15 protein-coding genes and 1 riboswitch are annotated in these 19423 nt (G+C 68.7%); of the genes, 3 read left to right on the plus strand and 12 right to left on the minus strand.

The features are described 5' to 3' along the window. Positions 1-1134: a sulfotransferase family protein gene (locus ACWF82_RS06420; protein WP_452498585.1), complete on the plus strand. Its 1134-nt coding sequence runs from the start codon at positions 1-3 to the stop codon at positions 1132-1134. Between the two features lie 15 nt (positions 1135-1149). On the opposite strand, the gene ACWF82_RS06425 is transcribed toward ACWF82_RS06420, so the two are convergent. The 4 genes from ACWF82_RS06425 to ACWF82_RS06440 form a co-directional block, all read right to left on the minus strand. Then, positions 1150-2931 carry an exonuclease domain-containing protein gene (locus ACWF82_RS06425; RefSeq protein WP_452498587.1) on the minus strand — a complete coding sequence of 594 codons (1782 nt, stop codon included), beginning with the start codon at positions 2929-2931 and terminating at the stop codon, positions 1150-1152. Between the two features lie 1143 nt (positions 2932-4074). Next, entirely contained in the window at positions 4075-6021 is a 1947-nt protein-coding gene (locus tag ACWF82_RS06430) for an acetoacetate--CoA ligase (protein ID WP_452498589.1), read from the minus strand. Continuing rightward, positions 6018-6764, minus strand: a complete 747-nt coding sequence (locus ACWF82_RS06435; protein ID WP_452498591.1) for a 3-hydroxybutyrate dehydrogenase — start codon at positions 6762-6764, stop codon at positions 6018-6020. Before ACWF82_RS06435 ends, ACWF82_RS06430 begins: the two co-directional genes overlap by 4 nt. Continuing rightward, the gene (locus ACWF82_RS06440) at positions 6761-8152 is read right to left on the minus strand and encodes an MFS transporter (RefSeq protein WP_452498593.1); all 1392 of its coding nucleotides are present in this window, start codon (positions 8150-8152) and stop codon (positions 6761-6763) included. Before ACWF82_RS06440 ends, ACWF82_RS06435 begins: the two co-directional genes overlap by 4 nt. 135 nt (positions 8153-8287) lie before the next feature. Here ACWF82_RS06440 and ACWF82_RS06445 point away from each other — a divergent pair, with 135 nt between their 5' ends. After that, positions 8288-9232: a LysR family transcriptional regulator gene (locus ACWF82_RS06445; RefSeq protein ID WP_452498595.1), complete on the plus strand. Its 945-nt coding sequence runs from the start codon at positions 8288-8290 to the stop codon at positions 9230-9232. On the opposite strand, the gene ACWF82_RS06450 is transcribed toward ACWF82_RS06445, so the two are convergent. Beyond that, on the minus strand, positions 9202-10503 hold the full coding sequence (locus ACWF82_RS06450; protein WP_452498597.1) for a TerD family protein: 1302 nt from the start codon (positions 10501-10503) through the stop codon (positions 9202-9204). The two genes, ACWF82_RS06445 and ACWF82_RS06450, sit on opposite strands and share 31 nt — an antisense overlap. Positions 10504-10690: 187 nt before the next feature. Here ACWF82_RS06450 and ACWF82_RS06455 point away from each other — a divergent pair, with 187 nt between their 5' ends. Then, the gene (locus ACWF82_RS06455) at positions 10691-11572 is read left to right on the plus strand and encodes a glucosyl-3-phosphoglycerate synthase (RefSeq protein ID WP_452498599.1); all 882 of its coding nucleotides are present in this window, start codon (positions 10691-10693) and stop codon (positions 11570-11572) included. A gap of 1 nt (position 11573) precedes the next feature. Here the strand turns inward: ACWF82_RS06455 and ACWF82_RS06460 are convergent, their stop codons facing one another. The 7 genes from ACWF82_RS06460 to ACWF82_RS06490 all read right to left on the minus strand — a co-directional run bounded on the left by ACWF82_RS06460 (position 11574) and on the right by ACWF82_RS06490 (position 19412). Next, the gene (locus ACWF82_RS06460; RefSeq protein ID WP_452498601.1) at positions 11574-12194 is read right to left on the minus strand and encodes a (2Fe-2S) ferredoxin domain-containing protein; all 621 of its coding nucleotides are present in this window, start codon (positions 12192-12194) and stop codon (positions 11574-11576) included. Then, positions 12191-12979 (minus strand): ABC transporter ATP-binding protein, encoded by a 789-nt coding sequence (locus tag ACWF82_RS06465; RefSeq protein ID WP_452498603.1) that lies wholly within the window; start codon positions 12977-12979, stop codon positions 12191-12193. Before ACWF82_RS06465 ends, ACWF82_RS06460 begins: the two co-directional genes overlap by 4 nt. Next, positions 12976-14043, minus strand: a complete 1068-nt coding sequence (locus tag ACWF82_RS06470) for a FecCD family ABC transporter permease (protein WP_452498605.1) — start codon at positions 14041-14043, stop codon at positions 12976-12978. Before ACWF82_RS06470 ends, ACWF82_RS06465 begins: the two co-directional genes overlap by 4 nt. Continuing rightward, positions 14040-15035 (minus strand): FecCD family ABC transporter permease, encoded by a 996-nt coding sequence (locus tag ACWF82_RS06475; protein ID WP_452498607.1) that lies wholly within the window; start codon positions 15033-15035, stop codon positions 14040-14042. The genes ACWF82_RS06470 and ACWF82_RS06475 overlap by 4 nt, the downstream gene beginning before the upstream one ends. Next, positions 15032-16069 carry an ABC transporter substrate-binding protein gene (locus tag ACWF82_RS06480; RefSeq protein ID WP_452498609.1) on the minus strand — a complete coding sequence of 346 codons (1038 nt, stop codon included), beginning with the start codon at positions 16067-16069 and terminating at the stop codon, positions 15032-15034. The genes ACWF82_RS06475 and ACWF82_RS06480 overlap by 4 nt, the downstream gene beginning before the upstream one ends. A 29-nt stretch (positions 16070-16098) precedes the next feature. Beyond that, positions 16099-16289: riboswitch (cobalamin riboswitch) on the minus strand. Positions 16290-16374: 85 nt separating this feature from the next. After that, positions 16375-18231, minus strand: coding sequence for an ATP-binding cassette domain-containing protein (locus ACWF82_RS06485; protein WP_452498611.1), 1857 nt, complete (start codon positions 18229-18231; stop codon positions 16375-16377). A gap of 11 nt (positions 18232-18242) precedes the next feature. Beyond that, a complete protein-coding gene (locus tag ACWF82_RS06490; protein ID WP_452498613.1) occupies positions 18243-19412 on the minus strand; it encodes a type III polyketide synthase in 1170 nt (389 codons plus the stop codon). Between the last annotated feature and the right edge of the window lie 11 nt (positions 19413-19423).

Here is a 19423-nt window from a genome sequence, read left to right on the forward strand (position 1 = left end):
ATGACCGTGCGCACCGATGTCGGCACCGTGGCCGACCTGCACGCCTCAGCCACCAAACTCACCGGTCTCACCGATTTCGGGACCGACGACTACACCGAGGCGTTGCAGGTGCTGCTCGACTCCTATCGCGACGAGGCCGGGCTCACCGAGCTCGGCAGCAAGATGTCGCGATTCTTCCTGCGCGGCACACTCGTCGCCCGCGCACTGAGTGAGGCCGCGTGGGCGGCCAACCCCGGCTACGTCGACACACCCGTCACCCGGCCGATCTTCGTCACCGGTCTGCCTCGGACCGGCACCACCGCGCTGCACCGTCTACTGGCGGCCGATCCGGCCAACCAGGGTCTGGAGATGTGGCTGACCGACTTTCCGCAGCCACGCCCGCCACGCGAAACCTGGTCCGAGAATCCGGCCTACCAGCAGATCGACGCGGGCCTGCGGCAACATCAAGTGCAGAACCCCGAATTCATGGGCCTGCACTACATGAGCGCCTCCGACGTGGAGGAATGCTGGCAGTTGCTGCGGCAGTCGGGGACCTCGCACTCCTACGAATGCCTGGCCTACGTCCCGAGCTACTCGCAGTGGCTGGCCGGCCAGGACTGGACGCCCGCCTACGCGCGCCACCGTCGCAACCTACAGCTGATCGGCATGAACGACACCCGCCGCTGGGTCCTCAAGAACCCCAGCCACCTGTTCTGCCTGGACGCCCTGCTCGCCGTCTACCCGGACGCCGTCGTCATCCAGACCCACCGCGACCCCGCCACCATCATCCCGTCGGTGTGCAGCCTCAACGAACACGCCACCCGCGGTTGGTCGACCACCTTCACCGGCGAGACCATCGGCCGCACCCAGCTCGACCTGTGGGCCCGCGGCCTCTCCGCATTCACCGAGGCCCGCGCCCGCCACACCGACGCCACCTTCATCGACGTCGAGTTCGACGACCTGCGCGCCGACCCCTTCGGCGTCGTCGAACGCATCTACACCCGGATCGGGACCGATTTCACCGAGGAGGCCCGCACCGCCATCACCGCCCTCGACAGCGAAAGCCGCACCGGCGACCGCAAACCCACCCACCACTACTCCCTCGCCGACTACGGACTCACCGAGGAGATGGTCGCCGAACGCTTCGGCGCCTGAGCGCCGACGAATGCGCTATTCGACCTCCACCCCGTGCTTGCGTGCCAGGGCGGCGAGGTCGAATTCGTAACCCTGACCGACGGCGCGCAGGCGCCAGGTCTCGCCGCGCAGGTACAGCTCGGCGAGCAACAGGGTTCGTTCGACGGTGGCTGCGTCGAGGGTCGCTCGGATCACGGCGCCCGATTCGAGGCCGGGAGCGACGTCCACTTCGATCGCCCCGACGTCGCCGAAGGTGACGCCGGGAGCGTCGATGGCGGCCGCGAAGACGACGCGGGTGCAGTGCTCGGGAAGGTCATCGAGGGAGATCGTGATGGACTGCTCGGTGGGGCCCTCCTCGGAGAGCCGGGCCCCACCGGCTTCCGGCTGGTTGTAGAACACGAAATCGTCGGAGGCAGCGACCTTCTCGGCACTGTCGACCAGAAAGGCGACCAGGTCGACGGCCGCGTGACCGAGCTGGTTCCACGTGGCGCGCACGGTCCACGATTCCGCCTCCATCGGCAGGTCTACCACCTGGCCCCGCGCCAGCACGGTCGGTTCGGAGGCTGACGGCTCCACTCTGCCCGGCGCAGATTCGGGAGCTGTCGGCGCCGTCGGCTCCAACAGTTCGGCTCCGTGGACAGGTAGCCCCACCTCGGTTGCCTTGCGCACTCGGCGATCGGTGTCACCGCCCGCGAGAAGCAGCAGATCCGTCACCGAGGCGGACAGGTTCACCGCCGCCGATCCGCCGAGCTCCACAATCCGGGTTCTGCTCGTGGCGGCCTCGTCGTGGGTGCCGCCGAGGACCAGGACCCTGCGTCCCGCCAGCCTGCCCGCGGGCCTGGGAATTCGACGGCGCGAGGGCACCTTGGTGCGCTGGCCCTCCCGGGGAATTCCCGGCTCGGTTGTTGCGAGGAGCTCGAGGAAACGGTTTTCGTCGACGGTTGGCGTCGCGTGCTGGATCGCCCTGATCGCCTTGCTTGTTCCGCAATCGGGCGCGTTGGTGACCAGAACACTCGTCCGGCCGCTGACCATGCTCGTCACGTCGATCCCTGCGGCTTCAGCCCGCGCCACCAACTCCTCGCGCTGGAGTCGCGTTTCCCCGGTGAACGCGACTTTCATGCCCTGGCGCAGTGGCCCATCCGGCTCCCAGCGCCCCGGGTAGGCGTACACACACGACTGCTTCGGGCCGCGGCGTTCGGTCACCCGGGCAGTCTGCGCCGGGCTGTCTGTGTCCGGCGTGCACGTCAGCAGGGGCGGGGCGATGCCAAGGCGGGCCGCATCGGCCACCAGCGCGCGCAGCACGTTCGCGAGGACGCGCGTGTCGTCCAGAGCGTCGTGCGCCTTGTGCTGCGGCACACCGTAGTAGTCGGCCAGCGTACCCAGCTTGTAGTCCGGAGTCGGCAGTCCGACCCGGCGGGCGAACGCCAGCGTGCACAGTCGCCGCTGAACCGGGAGTATCCCGCCGGCCCGCTGGAACTCCGTCGCGAGGAAGCCGAAGTCGAACAGCGCGTTGTGCGCCACCAGGACCCGGCCGTCCAGCATCGACGACAGTTGCTCGTGCACCTGCGCGAATCGCGGTGAGCCGCGCAGCACCTCGGCGGTGAGACCGTGGACATGCACTGGACCCGGGTCGCATCCGGGATCCACCAGGGTGTGGAACTCACGGGTCACCTGCCCCGTGCTGTCCAACGTGAGTGCGGCAACCGATAGCACCCGGTGTCGCCGCGGCTGGAGTCCTGAGGTCTCGACATCCACCACGGTGAATTCCCCGAAGCCGGAGGTCTGCTGTTGCTCGTCGAGCCGTGTCATCGGTCGCATGAGCATCGCATCGTCATCGAGCGCCTAAATGTTGCAGGCTGTAATGGGATTCAGCGGCCGTTCAGCGCGTCCCCACATCGGTCGGCATCGCGGCTGCGCGCGACAGGACAGCAGGCCTGTGTTCGGCGAGTGGGTTACGGACGTGGGCCGAAGAACTCGGCTCGCGACGCGGTAACACGGGCCTGCGCCTGTGCCGCGCTCTGAAAGCTCAGCGCGGCCGATCCGCCGCCGGCTATTCCTAGCGCGAGGAGTCCGCCGATTACCGACAGGAGATTCGGCGCGGGGAGGGCGTCGGTGGCGCTGGTGGGTGTGACGTCGTGCGGGGGTACCGGCGCGTCCCTGCTTTGGGCCACTGGAGCGTGCGGCGCCCCACTTTCACCGGGTGGTGCGGCCGGAGCAGGTACGGACGGTCCGGGTGCTTCGGGGGCAGGCGGGGACGGCGCAGCGGGGGCCTGGCCGCTGGGGTCGGGCTCTTCGGCCGCCGGTTCGGGCTCGGTTCCGTTACCTGGGTTGGGGTTCACATAGTTGCCCTGATCCCCATCGCCCTTGCCCTGGTTGCCGTACCCGCCTCCCGGGTTCGGGTTGCCGTTGTTCCCCTGATTCCCGCCCCCGTTGCCCTGACTGCCGTTCCCGCTTCCCGGGTTCGAGTTTCCGTTGTTGCCCTGATTCCCGCCCCCGTTACCTTGGTTGCCATTTCCGTTACCCGGGTTCGGGTTCCCGTTGTTCCCCTGATTCCCGCCCCCGTTGCCCTGGTTACCGTTCCCGCTTCCCGGGTTCGGGTTCCCGTTGTTCCCCTGATTCCCGCCCCCATTTCCATTGCCATTGCCGCCCGGTCCAGCCGCCAGTTGGACGCCGCTGTTTCCTCCGATTCCCTGCGCCCTGGAGAACCCATTCCCGCCGGGCGAATCCCCAGCTTCGCCGATGATGCTCGCCCCCACGCGTGTGGTGAGTCCCTGCTCGGCGGCCGCGACACCGCTGTCGCCGAGCAGGCCGAGGCATCCCGCGGCCCCCGCTGTGAGAATTCGTCTCGTCAGACCGGCCGTCCCGCGCACGTTGCCCCCTCATCGAGATATCGGATCACACGATTGCGGATCGGATCCGGCAGACCGCACGTTACGCACCGTGGTCGTCGCCCACGCAGCGTCAGGGGCGACGGACCTGGGCATACCAGTCGAGGAGGGCCGGGTGATCGACCGCGGAGGTGTCGAGGACCTGGGATGGGGTAGCACCCTGCAGGATTCGCTTGATGGGAACCTCCAGCTTCTTTCCGGTCCTGGTGCGGGGCACGCCTGGTGCGGCGATGATCTCGTCGGGGACGTGGCGAGGGGACACTTCGGTGCGGATGGTGACGATGATGCGGGATTTCATGTCGTCGGTGAGAGTGGCGCCGGTGGGCAGGACCACGAACAACGGCATCCAGTAGCCGCCGTCCGGCTGTTCGGCGCCGATGACGAGCGAGTCGACGATGTCGGGGAGTCGGTCGACAGCCTGGTAGATGTCGGCGCTGCCCATGCGGATGCCGTGCCGGTTGAGGGTGGAATCGGAGCGGCCGTGGACGATGACGCTGTGCTGGTCGGTGACCGTTATCCAGTCGCCGTGGCGCCAGACACCGGGGTAGTCCTCGAAATAGGCGGCGCGGTAACGGGATCCGTCGGGGTCGTTCCAGAAATGGATCGGCATGGACGGCATGGGTTTCGTGACGACGAGTTCACCGACGGCGTCGTGGACGGGCCTGCCCTGGTCGTCCCAGGCTTCCAGGGCGACGCCGAGGTACGGCGCGGACAACTCGCCCGGCCGGACGGGGACGGTCGGCGCACCGCCGGCGAAGGCCGAGACGACGTCGGTGCCGCCGCTGATCGAGGCGACCGGGATGTGGGCGCCGACGTTGTCCCGCAACCAGATCGACGAGCTGGCGGGCAGCGCGGAACCGGTGATGCCGATCAGGCGCAGCGCGGACAGATCGTGGTCGCGCCGCGGGACCACGTCGGCCTTCGCGCACGCCAGGACATAGCCGGGGCTGGCGCCGAGCACCGTGACGCGCAGGCGCGCGGCCATGTCCCACAGGGCATCCGGCTTCGGGGCCGTCGGGCTGCCCGGATAGCAGACGATGGTCGCGCCGACCAGCAGTCCGGCGACCTGGAAGTTCCACATCATCCAGCTCGGACTGGTGTACCAGAAGAAGGTATCGTCGGGTCCGATGTCGGACTGCAGCGCCATCGCCTTGAGATGTTCGAGCAGCACGCCGCCGTGGCCGTGCACGATGCCCTTGGGGAGACCGGTCGTCCCCGAGGAGTACAGGACCCACAGCGGGTGATCGAACGCCACCTGCTCAATGCGCCACCGCGTTCCGTCGTCGGCACTCACCTGGTCCCAGTCGAGCGCGCCGTCGACCACGCCACCCAACCGCGACACCAGCACGGTCGCCCGCAGACCCGGCAGACCGTCGCGCAGTGCATCGACCTCGGCGACCCTGTGGTGTTCCTTGCCGCCGAACCGGTAGCCGTCGGTGGTCACCAGCACGGCGGGTTCCAGCTGACCCAGCCGATCCATGGCAGCCTTTGCCGTGTAGTCCTGCCCGCAGGCACTCCACACCGCCCCGAGGCTGGCGGTCGCCAGGAACGCGATCACCGCCTCGGGGATGTTGGGCAGGTAGCCGACTACCCGATCGCCGGGCCGGATACCTAGTTCCCGCAGGGTCCGCGCGAATCCGGCTGCTCGGCCCAGCATTTCGTCCCACGACCACTCCGTGACCGTGCCGCCCTCGTCGATCGAGATGATCGCGGGCCGATCAGTCCGTGCCTGCCGGATCACCTGGTCGACGTAGTTCAGCCGCGCACCCGGAAACCACTGTGCCCCAGGCATGTCCGCGTTGGCGAGCACGACGGCCGACCGCTCCCCCAGGGAAAAGTAGTCCCACAGCACACCCCAGAACCCGCCCAGGTCGTCGACCGACCACTGCCACAGTGCCCGGTAGTCCGGCAGCGCGACCGGATGACGCGCCCGCACGAACCGCGCGAAATCGGTGATCCGCGCCTGGGCGATGTCCTGCTCGGTCGGCACCCACTGCGGCGCCACGGTCACGCTCGTCATCGCGCGCTCCACCCTCCGTCCATGACGTAGGAGGATCCGGTGACCATCCCCGCGTGGTCGGAGGCCAGCCACGCGACCAGTCGCGCGACCTCCTCCGGTTCGATCAGCCGTTTGACCACGCTCTCGGTGAGCAGCACCTTCTCCACCACTTCCTGTTCAGGGATGCCGTGGGCGACGGCCTGCTCGGCGATCTGCTTGTCCACCAACGGTGTCCGCACGTAGCCGGGGTTCACGCAGTTGCTGGTGACGCCGTGCGGGCCGCCCTCGAGCGCCGTCACCTTCGACAGCCCTTCCAATGCGTGCTTGGCGGTCACGTATGCCACCTTGAACGGGGACGCGCGCAGCCCATGGACCGACGAGATATTGACGATGCGCCCGAATCCTTGCTCGTACATGTGTGGCAGCGCCGCGCGGATGAGCAGGAACGGCGCCTCCACCATCAGCGTCTGGATGAGCCGGAACCGCTCGGGCGGGAAATCCTCGATCGGGCTGACGGTCTGCACGCCGGCGTTGTTCACCAGGATGTCGACCGACAGGCTCAGCTCCGCCAGCGCGCCGACGTCGAGAAGATCCACCGCCCAGGCATGTCCGCCGATCTCGGTGGCCACGGTCTTCGCGCCGAGCTCGTCGATATCGGCGACGGTGACCTCCGCCCCGCGCGCGGCCAGCTCGTGCGCGCAGGCCGCCCCGATCCCGCCCGCCGCGCCGGTGACCAGCGCCTTGCGTCCGATGAGGTCGATCATGCCGACACGACCTTGGCCGGCGTCGGCGCGGCCGCGGTGGCGGCGTCGGCGGCGTCGAGGGATTCGAGGTCGATGCCCTTGGTCTCCTTGGCGTACAGCACCGCGATCACCGTGACGACCGACGCCACCGCCAGATACACCGCGATCGGGACCGAGGAACCGTAGGAGTCGAGCAGCTTGACCGCGATGATCGGCGCGAGCGAACCCGCCACGATCGAGGTGACCTGATAGCCCAGCGACACACCGGAATACCGCATCCGGGTCGGGAACATCTCCGCCATGATCGCGGGCTGACCCGCGTACATCAGGCCGTGGAAGACCAGGCCGATGATGATCGCCGACAGGATCAGCGCGCTGTTGGCGGTGTCCATCAACGGGAAGGCGAAGAAGCCCCAGGTGCCGGCGGCCAGCGCACCAGCCAGGTAGACGGGGCGGCGGCCGACGCGGTCACCGAGGCGGCCCGCCAGCGGGATGACCGCCATGTGCACGGCGTGCGCGGCCAGCAGCCACCACAGGATCGTCGTGGTGTCGGCGTGCACGTGCACCTTCAGATAGGTGATCGAGAACGTGACGACCAGGTAGTACATGATGTTCTCGCCGAAACGCAGCCCCATCGCGGTGAAGACGCCACGCGGGTAGCGGCGCAGCACCTCGAACACGCTGAACGACGTCGCCTTGGCCTGTTCCGCGTGCCGCTGGGCCTCGACGAAGATCGGGGCGTCGGTCACCTTGGTGCGCACGTAGTAGCCGACCAGCACGACCACCGCCGACAGCCAGAACGCGACGCGCCAGCCCCAGCTCAGGAACGCGGCCTCGGACAGCGTCGAGGTCAGCACGAGCAGCACGACGGTGGCCAGCAGATTGCCCGCGGGCACACCGGCTTGCGGCCAGCTGGCCCAGAACGCGCGGCTGCGGCTGGGACTGTGCTCGGCGACCAGCAGGACCGCACCACCCCATTCGCCGCCGATCGCGAAGCCCTGGATGAACCGCAGCGTCACCAGCATGGCCGGCGCCCAATAGCCGATCTGGGTGAAGGTGGGCAGACAGCCCATCAGGAAGGTCGCGCCGCCGACCAGGACGAGACTCAGTTGCAGCAGCTGCTTGCGGCCGTACCGATCGCCGAAGTAGCCGAAGACGATGCCGCCGATCGGGCGGGCCGCGAAGCCGACGGCGTAGGTGACGAAGGCCGCGAGGATGGCATCGAGATCGCTGGTGCCCTTGGCGAAGAACACCTTGCTGAAGACGAGGGTGGCGGCGGTGCCGTAGAGGAAGAACTCGTACCATTCGACGACCGTGCCTGCCATCGAGGCGGCCACCACCCGGCGCAGACCACTGGGTGCCCCGCCCGGATCGTCGCCGGCCTGCTTGGTCGCGTTGCTGACGCTCATCACAGCTCCTTGGTGATCACGACCACATCACCGTGCAAATGTGACATGGCCCACTAGCAATGGGGAGAGTATTCGTGCAGATCGGATTCGGTCGCAATGGCCAAGTTCGCACCACGCATCTGCAAAGATGCAGAAATGAGCGCGACCTCGCCTGATCCGGGCCGGCGTCCCAGCGCCGACGACCTGCTGGTTCTCCTTGCTGTCGGCCGGTCGGGGCGGTATGTCACCGCCGCGGAGGAGCTGGGCATCAACCACACGACGATCTCGCGGCGGATCGCCGCACTCGAGCGGGCGGTCGGCGGACGGGTGCTGACCAAGGCCACCAGCGGCTGGGAACTGACGGACCTGGGACGGGCGGCGCTGTCGGCGGCCGAGACGATCGAGGCCGCGGTGCGTTCACTCGGCGCGACCGGTGGCGAGCGGGAACTCGAAGGGGTGGTGCGGCTTTCGGCCACCGACGGCTTCAGCGCGTACCTGGCGGCCCCCGCCGCCGCGCGCGTACAGCGCGAGCATCCGCGGGTAGCGGTGGAGATCATCGCGACGACACGGCGCGCGTCCACCCAGCGCAGTGGGCTCGACATCGAGGTGGTGGTCGGCCGGCCCCAGGTCCATCGGGCCGAGGCGATCAGGCTGGGTGACTACAGCTTGGGCCTCTATGCCGCGCGCGACTACCTCACCGACCGCGGCACACCGGAGACGATCGAGGACCTGCGCCGCTACCCCCTCGTCTACTTCATCGAATCGATCCTGCAGGTCGACGATCTCGACCTGGCCACCAGTTTCGCGCCCGCTCTGCGCCAATCCGTCTCATCCACCAATGTTTTCGTCCATGTCGAGGCCACAAGGGCCGCGGCCGGAATCGGCCTGCTCCCCTGCTTCATGGCCGACCGCCACGACGATCTCGTGCGCGTGCTCGGCGAGCAGGTGCGCGTGCGGCTCACCTACTGGCTCGTCACGCGCGCGGAGACGCTGCGCCGCCCCGAGGTCGCCGCGGTCGTCGATGCCCTGCGCGCCACGGTCGACGAGCGGCGCGCGGAACTACTCGGGGATCAGCGCGGGTCGGGGCAGCGGCCCGCGTAGTGGCTCAGGCCGAGGCCGTTGCTGCTCTTGCTGCGGCCGACCGGGCCGTTCTTGGCCGAGCGCAACCAGGTGCCGGCGGTGTCGAGGACCGGCATCTTCTCGCTGAAGGCGCGACTGTAGCGAGTGGCGCCGTCGACGGTCAGAATGCCGTCACGGACGTCGATATGGGCGACGGTGGCCCAGAAGGAGTTCTTGCCGTTGCCGATGACGACGGTGATCTGGTCGGCGTCGGGACCGGGGAAACCGTCCGGGCCGGGGCGGCCGTAGCGGACGCGGACGCGGGGCCGCCCGAAGGTATCGATGGCGCCCGCACCGTTGTCGACGGACTGGTAGACGTTGAGCAGCAGATCGCCGTTCTCGGTGGGGCGAACGACGACCTGTTCGGTGGCGGGGAGGTTGTGCGCGCCGGGACCGCGGCTGTCGCCCTGGTGGTGGATGAACGGCCAGGTGGCGAGGTCGCCCTGGTGGCCCTTCTCGCCGCTGATCACCACGTAGTCGCCGGTGATCTCGTTGCGGCAGAAGAAGTACACGTCGAGGTCGCCCTTGCCGAACTTCGTCACGCGCCCGGCCGGGTCGTACTGCGCGCCGCGCCCGTCCCATTCGAGACCGACCGTGAGGACGTAGCCGGGGTCGCCCTTGCGCAGGTCGATGCTGGCGCGTTTGTCGGGCGAGTCCTTGGTGAGAACCACGTCGACCTTGCGGAGATCGACCGCGGGCGCGACCGGAACAGGTTGCGGCACACCAGCAGGTGGCACGCTCGGCTCCTCGTCGACGGCGATCCCGTGCTCGGTCGCGAACGCCGCGAGCCCGGCGCTGTATCCCTGCCCGATCGCGTCGAGCCGCCACCCGCTCCCCCGCCGGTACAACGCGACGGCCTGCAGCACGGTCTCCGAATCCAGTCCGGATGGTAGGAAACTCAGCGTCTGCGCCGTGCCCGCGACCGACACCCGCAACCCGGTGACCTGCCCGAACCGCATGCCCTGCGCTTCGGTGCTGCCCGCGATCACCACCCGATGGATATCGGCGGGCACTGCCGAAAGGTCCACCGACACCACAGCATCGGACTCCAACCGCACACCCGGTGCCGCCGGATTGTTGAAGAACACGAAATCGGCGTCGGAACGCACCCGGCCGTCGGCCGTCACCAGCACCGCCGACACATCCACCGCTCCGACCGGGCCGTCGAGGTCGATGCGCACCGTGTACCGGCCATCGACCAGATCGGTCTTGGACCCCTTGGCCACCTCGGCCACCGTTGCGCTCCCAGTCATGACGCCGCCCTCCACCGGTCGATTGTCGCGCCGAGCAACCGCTACCAGCGCGATCAGGCCAACGGTACCCGCGCGGAGCACGATCGGCCCGGCATCCGCACCAGTGAGCCCGGGGCTCGTTGGCTTCGATCACAGGAATCGCGGGGAACAGTGGCGGTGCGCGGCCGTCTGTCGTTCACTGGTCTGCATGGACGTCCGTGAACTGATCGACCGCAAGCTGGGTCGCCGGGTCTCGGTGGTGGTGCCCGCACTCGACGACGAGGACACCGTCGCCGGGGTGATCGCCGCCGCGCGGCCCTGGCTCGGCGGGCTGGTCGACGAACTACTGGTCCTCGACGCCGGCTCGGCCGATCGCACCATCGCCCGGGCGCGGGCGGCGGGCGCCACGGTCTACACGAGGGAGGAGGCGCTGCCCGCCGTAGTCCCGAGGCCGGGGAAAGGTGAGGTGCTGTGGCGCTCGCTGGCGGTGTGCACGGGTGATCTGATCGTCTTCCTCGACGCCGATCTCGTCGAGCCGGATCCGTCGTTCGTGCCCGCCCTGCTCGCGCCGCTGCTCGACGATCCCGGCCTGGCGCTGGTGAAGGGGTACTACCGGCGGCCGCTGGCGAGCGCGGCGGGCGTGGACGCCGACGGCGGCGGACGGGTGACGCAGTTGGTTGCTCGCCCGCTGCTCACCGCCCTCGCACCCGCCCTGGCCGAGATCGTGCAGCCGCTGGGCGGCGAATACGCCGCCACCCGAACGTTTCTCGGTGACATCTCCGTCGCCAGCGGCTTCGGCGCGGAGATCGGGATCCTCATCGATTGCTGGCAGCGGCACGGACTCTCGGCGATCGCCCAGGTCGACCTCGGCACCAGGGTGCACCGCAGCAGGCCGACCCACGAGCTCGCGGTGATGAGCAGACAGGTCGTGGCGACCCTGCTCGACCGGCTCGGCATCCGCGACTCCGGAATCGGGCTCGTGCAGTTCCAGCCGGGCGAAACCGGCTGGCAGCGAACGCCGTCCGAGGTCAGCCTCACCGACCGCCCACCGATGGCACAGCTGATCGCGGCCCAGCGCGAGAGCGCCTGACCTATGCGCCCGCGTTGCCGTCGGCCGCGGGTTCCAGTGCGTGGGTGTGCCATTGCCCGTCCGGATAGGTGATGTAGAGCGGTCCCAGGTTGCACGGGTTCAGGCAGCCGGTCGGGGTGACCAGGGCGTCGGGGTTGTCGCGGCGCAGGGCACGGTGCACTTCGCCCGCGCCGTAGACGGTGCAGCGGGGGCCGCGGCAGACCAGGATGTGCGTGCTGTGCTCGGGAATCTGCGACCAGGCAGGGCTGCGGAACGCGCGCGGACTCGCGGTGACCGCTGTGCCTTCCTCGCGCATTCTGGACCGCACCACGTCGGCGAATCCGGTAGCGGTGTCGATACCCTCGGTGATGCGCACATCCAGTTCCCGGCCGCGGTCCTCCTTCCAGTTCGCCACGGCACGAGCGATCCACGTCTCCAGGTAGCGGTCGCGCGGCACGGCCAGGGGGATCAAGGTGACCGGCGATTCGCGCAGGGCCGCGTCGTCGAGGACGGTGTGGATCGTCGGCTCCCCCTGGTCGAGCAGGGCGTAGCCGATCCCGCAGGCCCGCGCCAGTGCTTCGACGGCGGCGAGGTCGACACCGGACGGGGTGGGCCGGGCGACGAGGACGTAGCGGCGGGTCATACCGTGCGCACCGCCCGCCCGGCCGGAACCACCAGCGGTGTGCCCGTGTTCGGGTCATCGATCACCGTGCACTCCAGGTCGAAGACCTCGGCCATCAGGTCGGCGCGCACGATCTGCGCGGGCGAGCCCTGCGCGACCACCCGGCCACCCTTCATGGCGACGAGGTGGTCGGCGTAGCGCGCGGCCAGATTCAGGTCGTGCAGCACCGCGATGATGGTGCGCGGCAACAGGTTCCGCAGCACGTCGAGCACATCCAGCTGGTGCGCGAGGTCGAGGAAGGTGGTCGGTTCGTCGAGCAGCATGACCTCCGGGTCCTGCGCGATCGCCAGCGCGATCCACACCCGCTGCTTCTGACCACCGGACAGCTGATCGATCGTGCGGTCGATCAGGTCGAGAGTATCGGTGGCCGCCAGCGCTGTCCGCACCGCCGACTCGTCGTCGGCGGACCACTGCCGGAACCAGCGTTGATGCGGATGGCGACCGCGGCCGACGAGTTCGCCGACCGTGATCCCGTCCGGGGCCACCGGCTGCTGCGGCAGCATGCCGAGCCGGCGCGCCAACGTCCGCGCCGGCTGACGTTCGATATCGGCGCCGTCCAGCAAGACCGCGCCCGCGGTCGGTGGAATCAGGCGCGCGAGGCCGCGCAGCAGTGTCGATTTCCCGCACCCGTTGCGACCGACGATGACGGTGAGCTGTCCGGCGGGAAAGTCGACGGTGGCGTCGGTGACGATCGCGGTGTCGCTGTAGGCGAGAGCGAGGTCCTGGGTGGTGAGATGTGCGGTCATCCAGCGTGTCCGATTCGGGTTGCACGAGCGAGGAGATAGACGAGGACCGGCGCGCCGAGGATGGCGGTCACGACGCCCGCGGGCAGTTCGGCGGGGAACAGCCGGCGGGCGGCCAGGTCGGCGGCGACCACCAGCAATGCGCCGGTCGCCGCGGCAGGCGCGAGCCCTGCGCCGCGTTCGGCGAGCAGCCTGCGCACGATCTGAGGTGCCACCAGCGCGACGAAGGCGAGCGGTCCGGCCGCGGCGGTGGCCAGCGTCGCCGCCAGCGCGGCCAGGGCGATCAATGTCGTGCGGTGCGGGCCGCGCCGCCCGGCCAGCGAATTCGCGAGTTCATCACCCAATTCGAGCACCGACAGGGAGCGGGAGAGGACGATCAGCGGCGGGACGACCGTTGCCAGCGCCGCGGCGGCGAACCAGACGTGCATCCAGTCGCGATTGGCGAGACTGCCCGTCAGCCACATGGCGGCCGTATGCGCCTGATAGACATTGGCTCTGGTCAGGATGAACGCGATCGCCGACGACAGCATGGCCGTCACCCCGATCCCGACCAGGACGAGGCGATATCCGTCGAGACCGTCCCTGGTCGCCACCGCAACGATCAGGGCCATGGCGACGAATGCTCCGGCCAGCGCGCCGCCGACCAGTCCGAGACCGGAGCCACCGAGCAGCACGCTCACGACCAGCGCCCCCAGCGAGGCGCCCGTGTTGATGCCGATGATCTCCGGGCTGACCAGTGGATTCGTCGCGATCCGTTGCAGGATCGCACCGGAGACGGCGAAGGCCGCGCCCGTGCACAGCCCGGTGAGCACGCGCGGCAGCCGATCGGAGACGACCACGTCGTATTCGATGAGGGTGCCGCCACCACCGAGCACCCGTAGCACATCGCCGACGGTGAGCGGGTAGTAGCCGATGGTGAGCGACCATGCCGCCACCGCCAGCGCGGCCGTCGTGATCAGCGCGGTCAGCGCCACCGATCGCCGATGCACCCGAACGACACAGCGCCGCCCCGGTGATCGCACCAGGATGGTGCCGCTGGGCAGGACGCCGGCTTCGGTGATCGTCACAGGGTCGCCACCTTCCGATTGCGCACGAGGTAGAGGAAGAACGGCGATCCGGCGAAGGCCGTGATGATGCCGACCTGGATTTCCTGCGCGGCGACGACACGCCCGAGAATGTCGGCGAGCAGCAGCAGGGCGGGGCCGAGTACGGCGCACCACAGCAGAATCCACCGGTAGTCCTGGCCGGCGAAGGCGCGGGCGATATGCGGGATGACGAGGCCTATGAACGCGATCGGCCCGGCGATCGCCACCGCCGAACCAGCTAGCAGCACAACACTCGACGCACCGGCGGCGCGCACCACGACGAGCCGCGTGCCGAGCGTGCGTGCCATATCGTCACCGATCGCAATGGCGTTGAGCGGACGCGCCACCACGAGCGCAAGGACGGCACCGATGGCGATGAACGGCGCTATCCCCCAGACGGATTCGACATCGGCCCGCGTCAGCGACCCGACCACCCAGAACCGGAAGTTGTCGAAGGTGGTCCGGTCCAGCAGCGTGATCGCGGTGGTGATCGATCCGCACAGCGCGGTGAACGCCGCACCCGACAGCGCCAGTTTCACCGGTGTCGCGCCACCGAATCCCAACGACCCCACCAGGTAGACGAAGGCGGCCGCGACGGCCGCGCCGAGGAAGGCGAACCAGACGAACCCGGTCGGCGAGGTCACACCCAGTGCGCCCATGGCGATCACGATGGCCAGCGAGGCGCCGGAGTTCACGCCGAGCAGCCCCGGACCGGCGAGCGGATTGCGGGTCAGACCCTGCATGACCGCTCCGGCCAGCGCGAGGGCCACTCCCGCGAGCAGACCCGCGGCGGTTCGCGGCAGCCTGAGGTAGCGCACGATCCGGTCGGTGTCGGTGCCGCGGAAGTCCGTGAACGCCGTGACCGCCTGGTCGAGCGTGAGCGGATGTGAACCGACCAGGATGGACCCGACGCAGACAGCGGCGAGCGCGGCACCGACCAGGATCAGGCCGGTGCCGCGAGCGGTGCGAGTCACCGCCCGAACAGATCGGGGTGGATCAGCTGGGCAACCAGTTCGGTCGCGTGCGCGATCCGCACCCCGGCGGCCCGATCGGCGAACAGGAACGGATGGACCGCGCCCTTGCGGACGGCGGCCAGATTGGCGAACGCGGGGTTACCGGCAATCTTGCCGACCTGCGGCTGCGCGTCGGCACGCGTGTAGGTCGCCTTGCAGCACTGGCTGGTCAGGATGATGTCGGGGTCGCGGGCGATGAGCTCCTCGGCGCCGATCGCGACATTGCGACGTTCGGTGAGGTCGGCGAAGGCGTTCACCCCGCCCGCGGCATCGATGATCTGGGTGATGAAGTCGATCCCGCCCGCGACGGTATAGGAGCCGTCGTCCTTGGGCGTGACGACCGCGACCCGCGGTCGCGCCGTGTCACCCACCTTCGCGCGGACCGCGGCGATCCGCGAGCTCAGCTGCGTGACAACCTCTTCGGCGCGATCGGCGACGCCCCACAGCGCACCCAGGTCCCGCAGATCCGCGTACACGTTGTCGAAACGCACGGTCTTCGGGTCGATCGCCTCGTCCGCGAGCCCGTCCGCGCTCGGGCACAGGGGACTCACCACCCAGGTCCGCACACCGAGATCGTGCATGCTCGCGCGGGTCCCCACGCTGTTGTGCGCGGACTTGGCGAATACGCCGTTGTACCCGGACAGGACGAAATCAGGATTCTGAGCGAGCAGTTCGTCACGACTCGGCAGCTTTTCGACGAAGGTCGACTTCGCCTGCGCGTCCTGGTATTCGGGCAGTACCGCGGAATCCAGGAATGCCGTCCCCACGAGCCGATCGGTGACGCCGAGCGCATGCGCGATCTCGATCGACGGCTGGTAGGCCGCGTAGATCCGCTGGGGCGGTGCCGCGACGGTGATGTCGATCCCGCAGTTCGCGCGGGTCACGGCGTTCCCGCCGCCCGTCTCGGGGCCGGGCTGCACACCACAACCGGTGACAACGATCGCGCACGCGATCAGCGCGCCGGTACGTAGGCGCGCGAAAACAGAGTGGGTCAAGGTGACGGCCTTCCAGGTCCTCGTGGAATGGGTACTGAGTAGCCGTGGCCGGTCTCCTGGCTGACGGGATTGTGCGCGGCGGATCTACCTTCCCAGGGCGCGAGCACCCCAGTGGTTCCGGATGACATCATCCGGGTCGATCCGTCACTCCCGATCACAGTGGCGAGGGCCGCACCGGTTCCACACCGGTTTCCCGAACACCACGGCCCCAGGACTGTACCAAGATCACGAGAGCGCCCGAACCGCCGATACGGCGAACGCCGGCCCGGCCCTGACGGACCGAACCGGCGTTCGTGGTGTGTGAACTACACGGCGACCAGACCGAAGTCGAGCTTCACCAGCTGGTCGGCGCAGTCGAAGTACCGGTCGTCGTGGGTGATCACGATGACCGTCTTGCCTCGCCGCTTCAGGTCGGTGAGGATCTCGCGGTAGAAGACCTCGCGGAAGCGGGGCTCCTGGTCGGCGGCCCATTCGTCGAAGACGTAGATCTGGCGGTCCTCGAGCAGGGCGGTGAGCAGGGCAAGGCGCTTACGCTGCCCCTGCGACAGGTCGACGGTCGACAGCCGCCCGTCCTGCACGGTCACCTTGTGCGCGATCTGCAACTCCTCCAGGTAGCGCTGTACTTCACCGTCGATACCGGGACGGTCGAAGCCCAGGTAGTCCTCGAACAGATGGAAATCGGTGAACACCGCCGACGAATTCTGCCGGTACCACTCGATGTTGTCGTGGTCGATCCTCTCCCCGTTGAGCGACAACGACCCCGAGCGTGGCACATACAGACCGGTGATGAGCTTGGCCAGCGTCGACTTGCCGCTGCCGTTGCCGCCGACGATGAACGTGATCTGCCCCGGTTCGAAAACCAGGTCGATCGGACCGAGCCGGAAGCCCGCGTCCTCGGATTCGTCGCGACCAGGCGGTGGCGCGAGCGGCCGAACATCGTTGCCGCCGTGGTCGACCCAGGCCTTGCCGTTCACATCCAGCTGAGCGGCGCCTGGATGCGCACCGGGGTGTGCCGGATGCGGCCCACCGGGACCGGGGTGGCCGTTGCCTGCCCGCGGCGGCATCCCGGGACGCGGCGGATGCCCACCACGCGCGGGCGGCCCGTCCGGGTGCGAACCGGGCGGCGGCGGAACCGGCGACGGAGCCTCGGAGCGGTACACGTAGCTGACATTGGTCAGTTCCAGCTTGGCCTCCCCTGCCACTGGACGCTCGGTGTACGGCAGGAGCTCCTCGTTGTGCAGGGTCTCCATCGACAGGTTCATCGCCCGGATCTTGGCCAGCGCCACATCACCACGCAGCAGATCCGGGATCCGGTGCATGAAGTTCTGCATCGGCATCGCCAGGAACGTGGTGACCAGCACGTAGCCGACCATCGTGTCCCGCGGCAGATCCAGCGCCGCCGCGACGACGAACAGGATCAGCGCCATCGTCGCCAGCTGCAGCGCCTGACCGAAGCCCTGCGCGTAGGAGAACTTCGAGCCCGCGTCGGTGTTCTGATCGCGCAGCGTGCCTGCCGAACCGAGCAGATGCCGGTCCATGAAGTCCCGGCGGCGGCCGCGGTGCAGCTTCAGTTCCTTGATGCCGAGCGTGACGGCCTGGAACGAACGCAGCAGCGCGTCCTCGTTCTCGCGAGCCTCACGGTAGATCCCGCGCACCCGCTTGAGCACCAGTTCGACACACGCGATACCGACCAGCGTGCCCGCCACCGTCACCGCGAAGATCGGACCCGACACGATGAACAGGAACACGAAGCAGCCGATGATGGTCGCCACGTCGACGCAGATCGACGGGATGGCGGTCACGGCCTGCGACAGCGAACGGACATCCTCGGTGAGCGTCGCCATCAGGCGGTGCATACCGAGCCGTTCCAGGTGTTCCAGCGGCGCGGAGACGATACCGGAACTCAGGTCGCTGCGCAGCCGGTAGATCGCGTCCTGCGACAACCGGATCAACAGCACCTGCGAGGCGACACCGCTGACCAGGATCACCAGGCCGGTCAGCCCGAACCGCAGCAACAGCTGATCAGGCTGCGGCTTCGGCGAGACGACCGCGTTGATCAGCGTCACCAGGTAGGTGTTGGCCACACCGCAGATCAGGCCGGCGGCCACCACGGCAGCGATCCTGGCCGGCGAGAGCGCGGCGAGAAAACGGAGTAGATGCATGACGTGTGCTCTCAGCTGCGGATGACATCGAACACGATGCCTTCGAGGGTGACACCGGGCGCGAACGAGAACGCCACCCCGGTGGAAATCGGTGCCGCCGACTGCGCGTCGCGGATCATCCGCTCCAGCACGAAGATCAGCGAGACACTCAGCATGTTGCCGTGCTCGGCGAGTACGTCCCAGCTCGGCGCCGCCGCCTCGGCCGGGATGCCCAGCGAGTGGGCCGACTCCTCGATGATGCGGGGACCACCGGGGTGGATCGCCCACAGATCGATGGCGCTCTTGTCCAGCCCGTTGCGCGCGAGCACCTCGGTCACCACCGGATCCACCCCGCGGTAGATGTAGTCGGGCAGGCTGGTCGCCAGCTCGCAGGTGATGCCCGCGTCCTTGATGCCGAGCACGATGCCGTCCTCCGCGTCGTCGAACAGGTGGCTGAAGCTGTCGCGGATCACGATGCTGCCCGGGGCAAGCGGCTGGTGCACCTGGTTGGCGCCGATCACCACCGCGCCGCAGCCGTCACCGAAGAGGCTGTGGGTGATCACATCGTTGACGTCGTCGTCGAACACGGCGTTCACCGAGCTCAATTCGATGCACAGCACCATCGCCTTCTTGTCCGGGTTCGCCCGGACGTAGTCGGTGGCGGCCCTGATGCCGTTCATCGCGGCGGCGCACCCCATGAAGTTGATGATCATGCGGCCGACCTTGGGCGACAGGCCGAGCTGCTTGACGACCGCGACATCGACGCCGGGGGCGATGAAGCCGGTGCTGGTCACGAAGATCAGCTGGCCGATGTCCTGCGCGGGGTTCTCCAGTCCGGCGACGGCGCGGCGGGCGACGTCGACAGCCAGCGGCACCGCGTGCTCGAAGAACAGGTTCATCCGCTCCCTGATGGTGCCGGGTCGGCGGCTGAACTCGAGGAACTCCGGGTCGAGCGGGTCGATCGCCAGGTGGCGGGTGTCGATCCTGGTCTTCTGGTAGATCCGCGGAATGCGCTGGCGCTGAGCCGGATCGGAGAACAGCTCGGCGACCCTGCCGGCGTTCACGGACTGGTCGACCACGCGCTCGGGCGAACCGGTGGCGACCGCTTCGATCACACCGACCGTGGTCGGCGGGGCTGGCGGTAGCAGGTCGTGCCCGCGCTCGACGTCGGCCGTGCGGAGCAGGTCAAGGGAAACAGACACGGGCACAAATC

The organism is Nocardia sp. NPDC055053 (assembly GCF_053608285.1).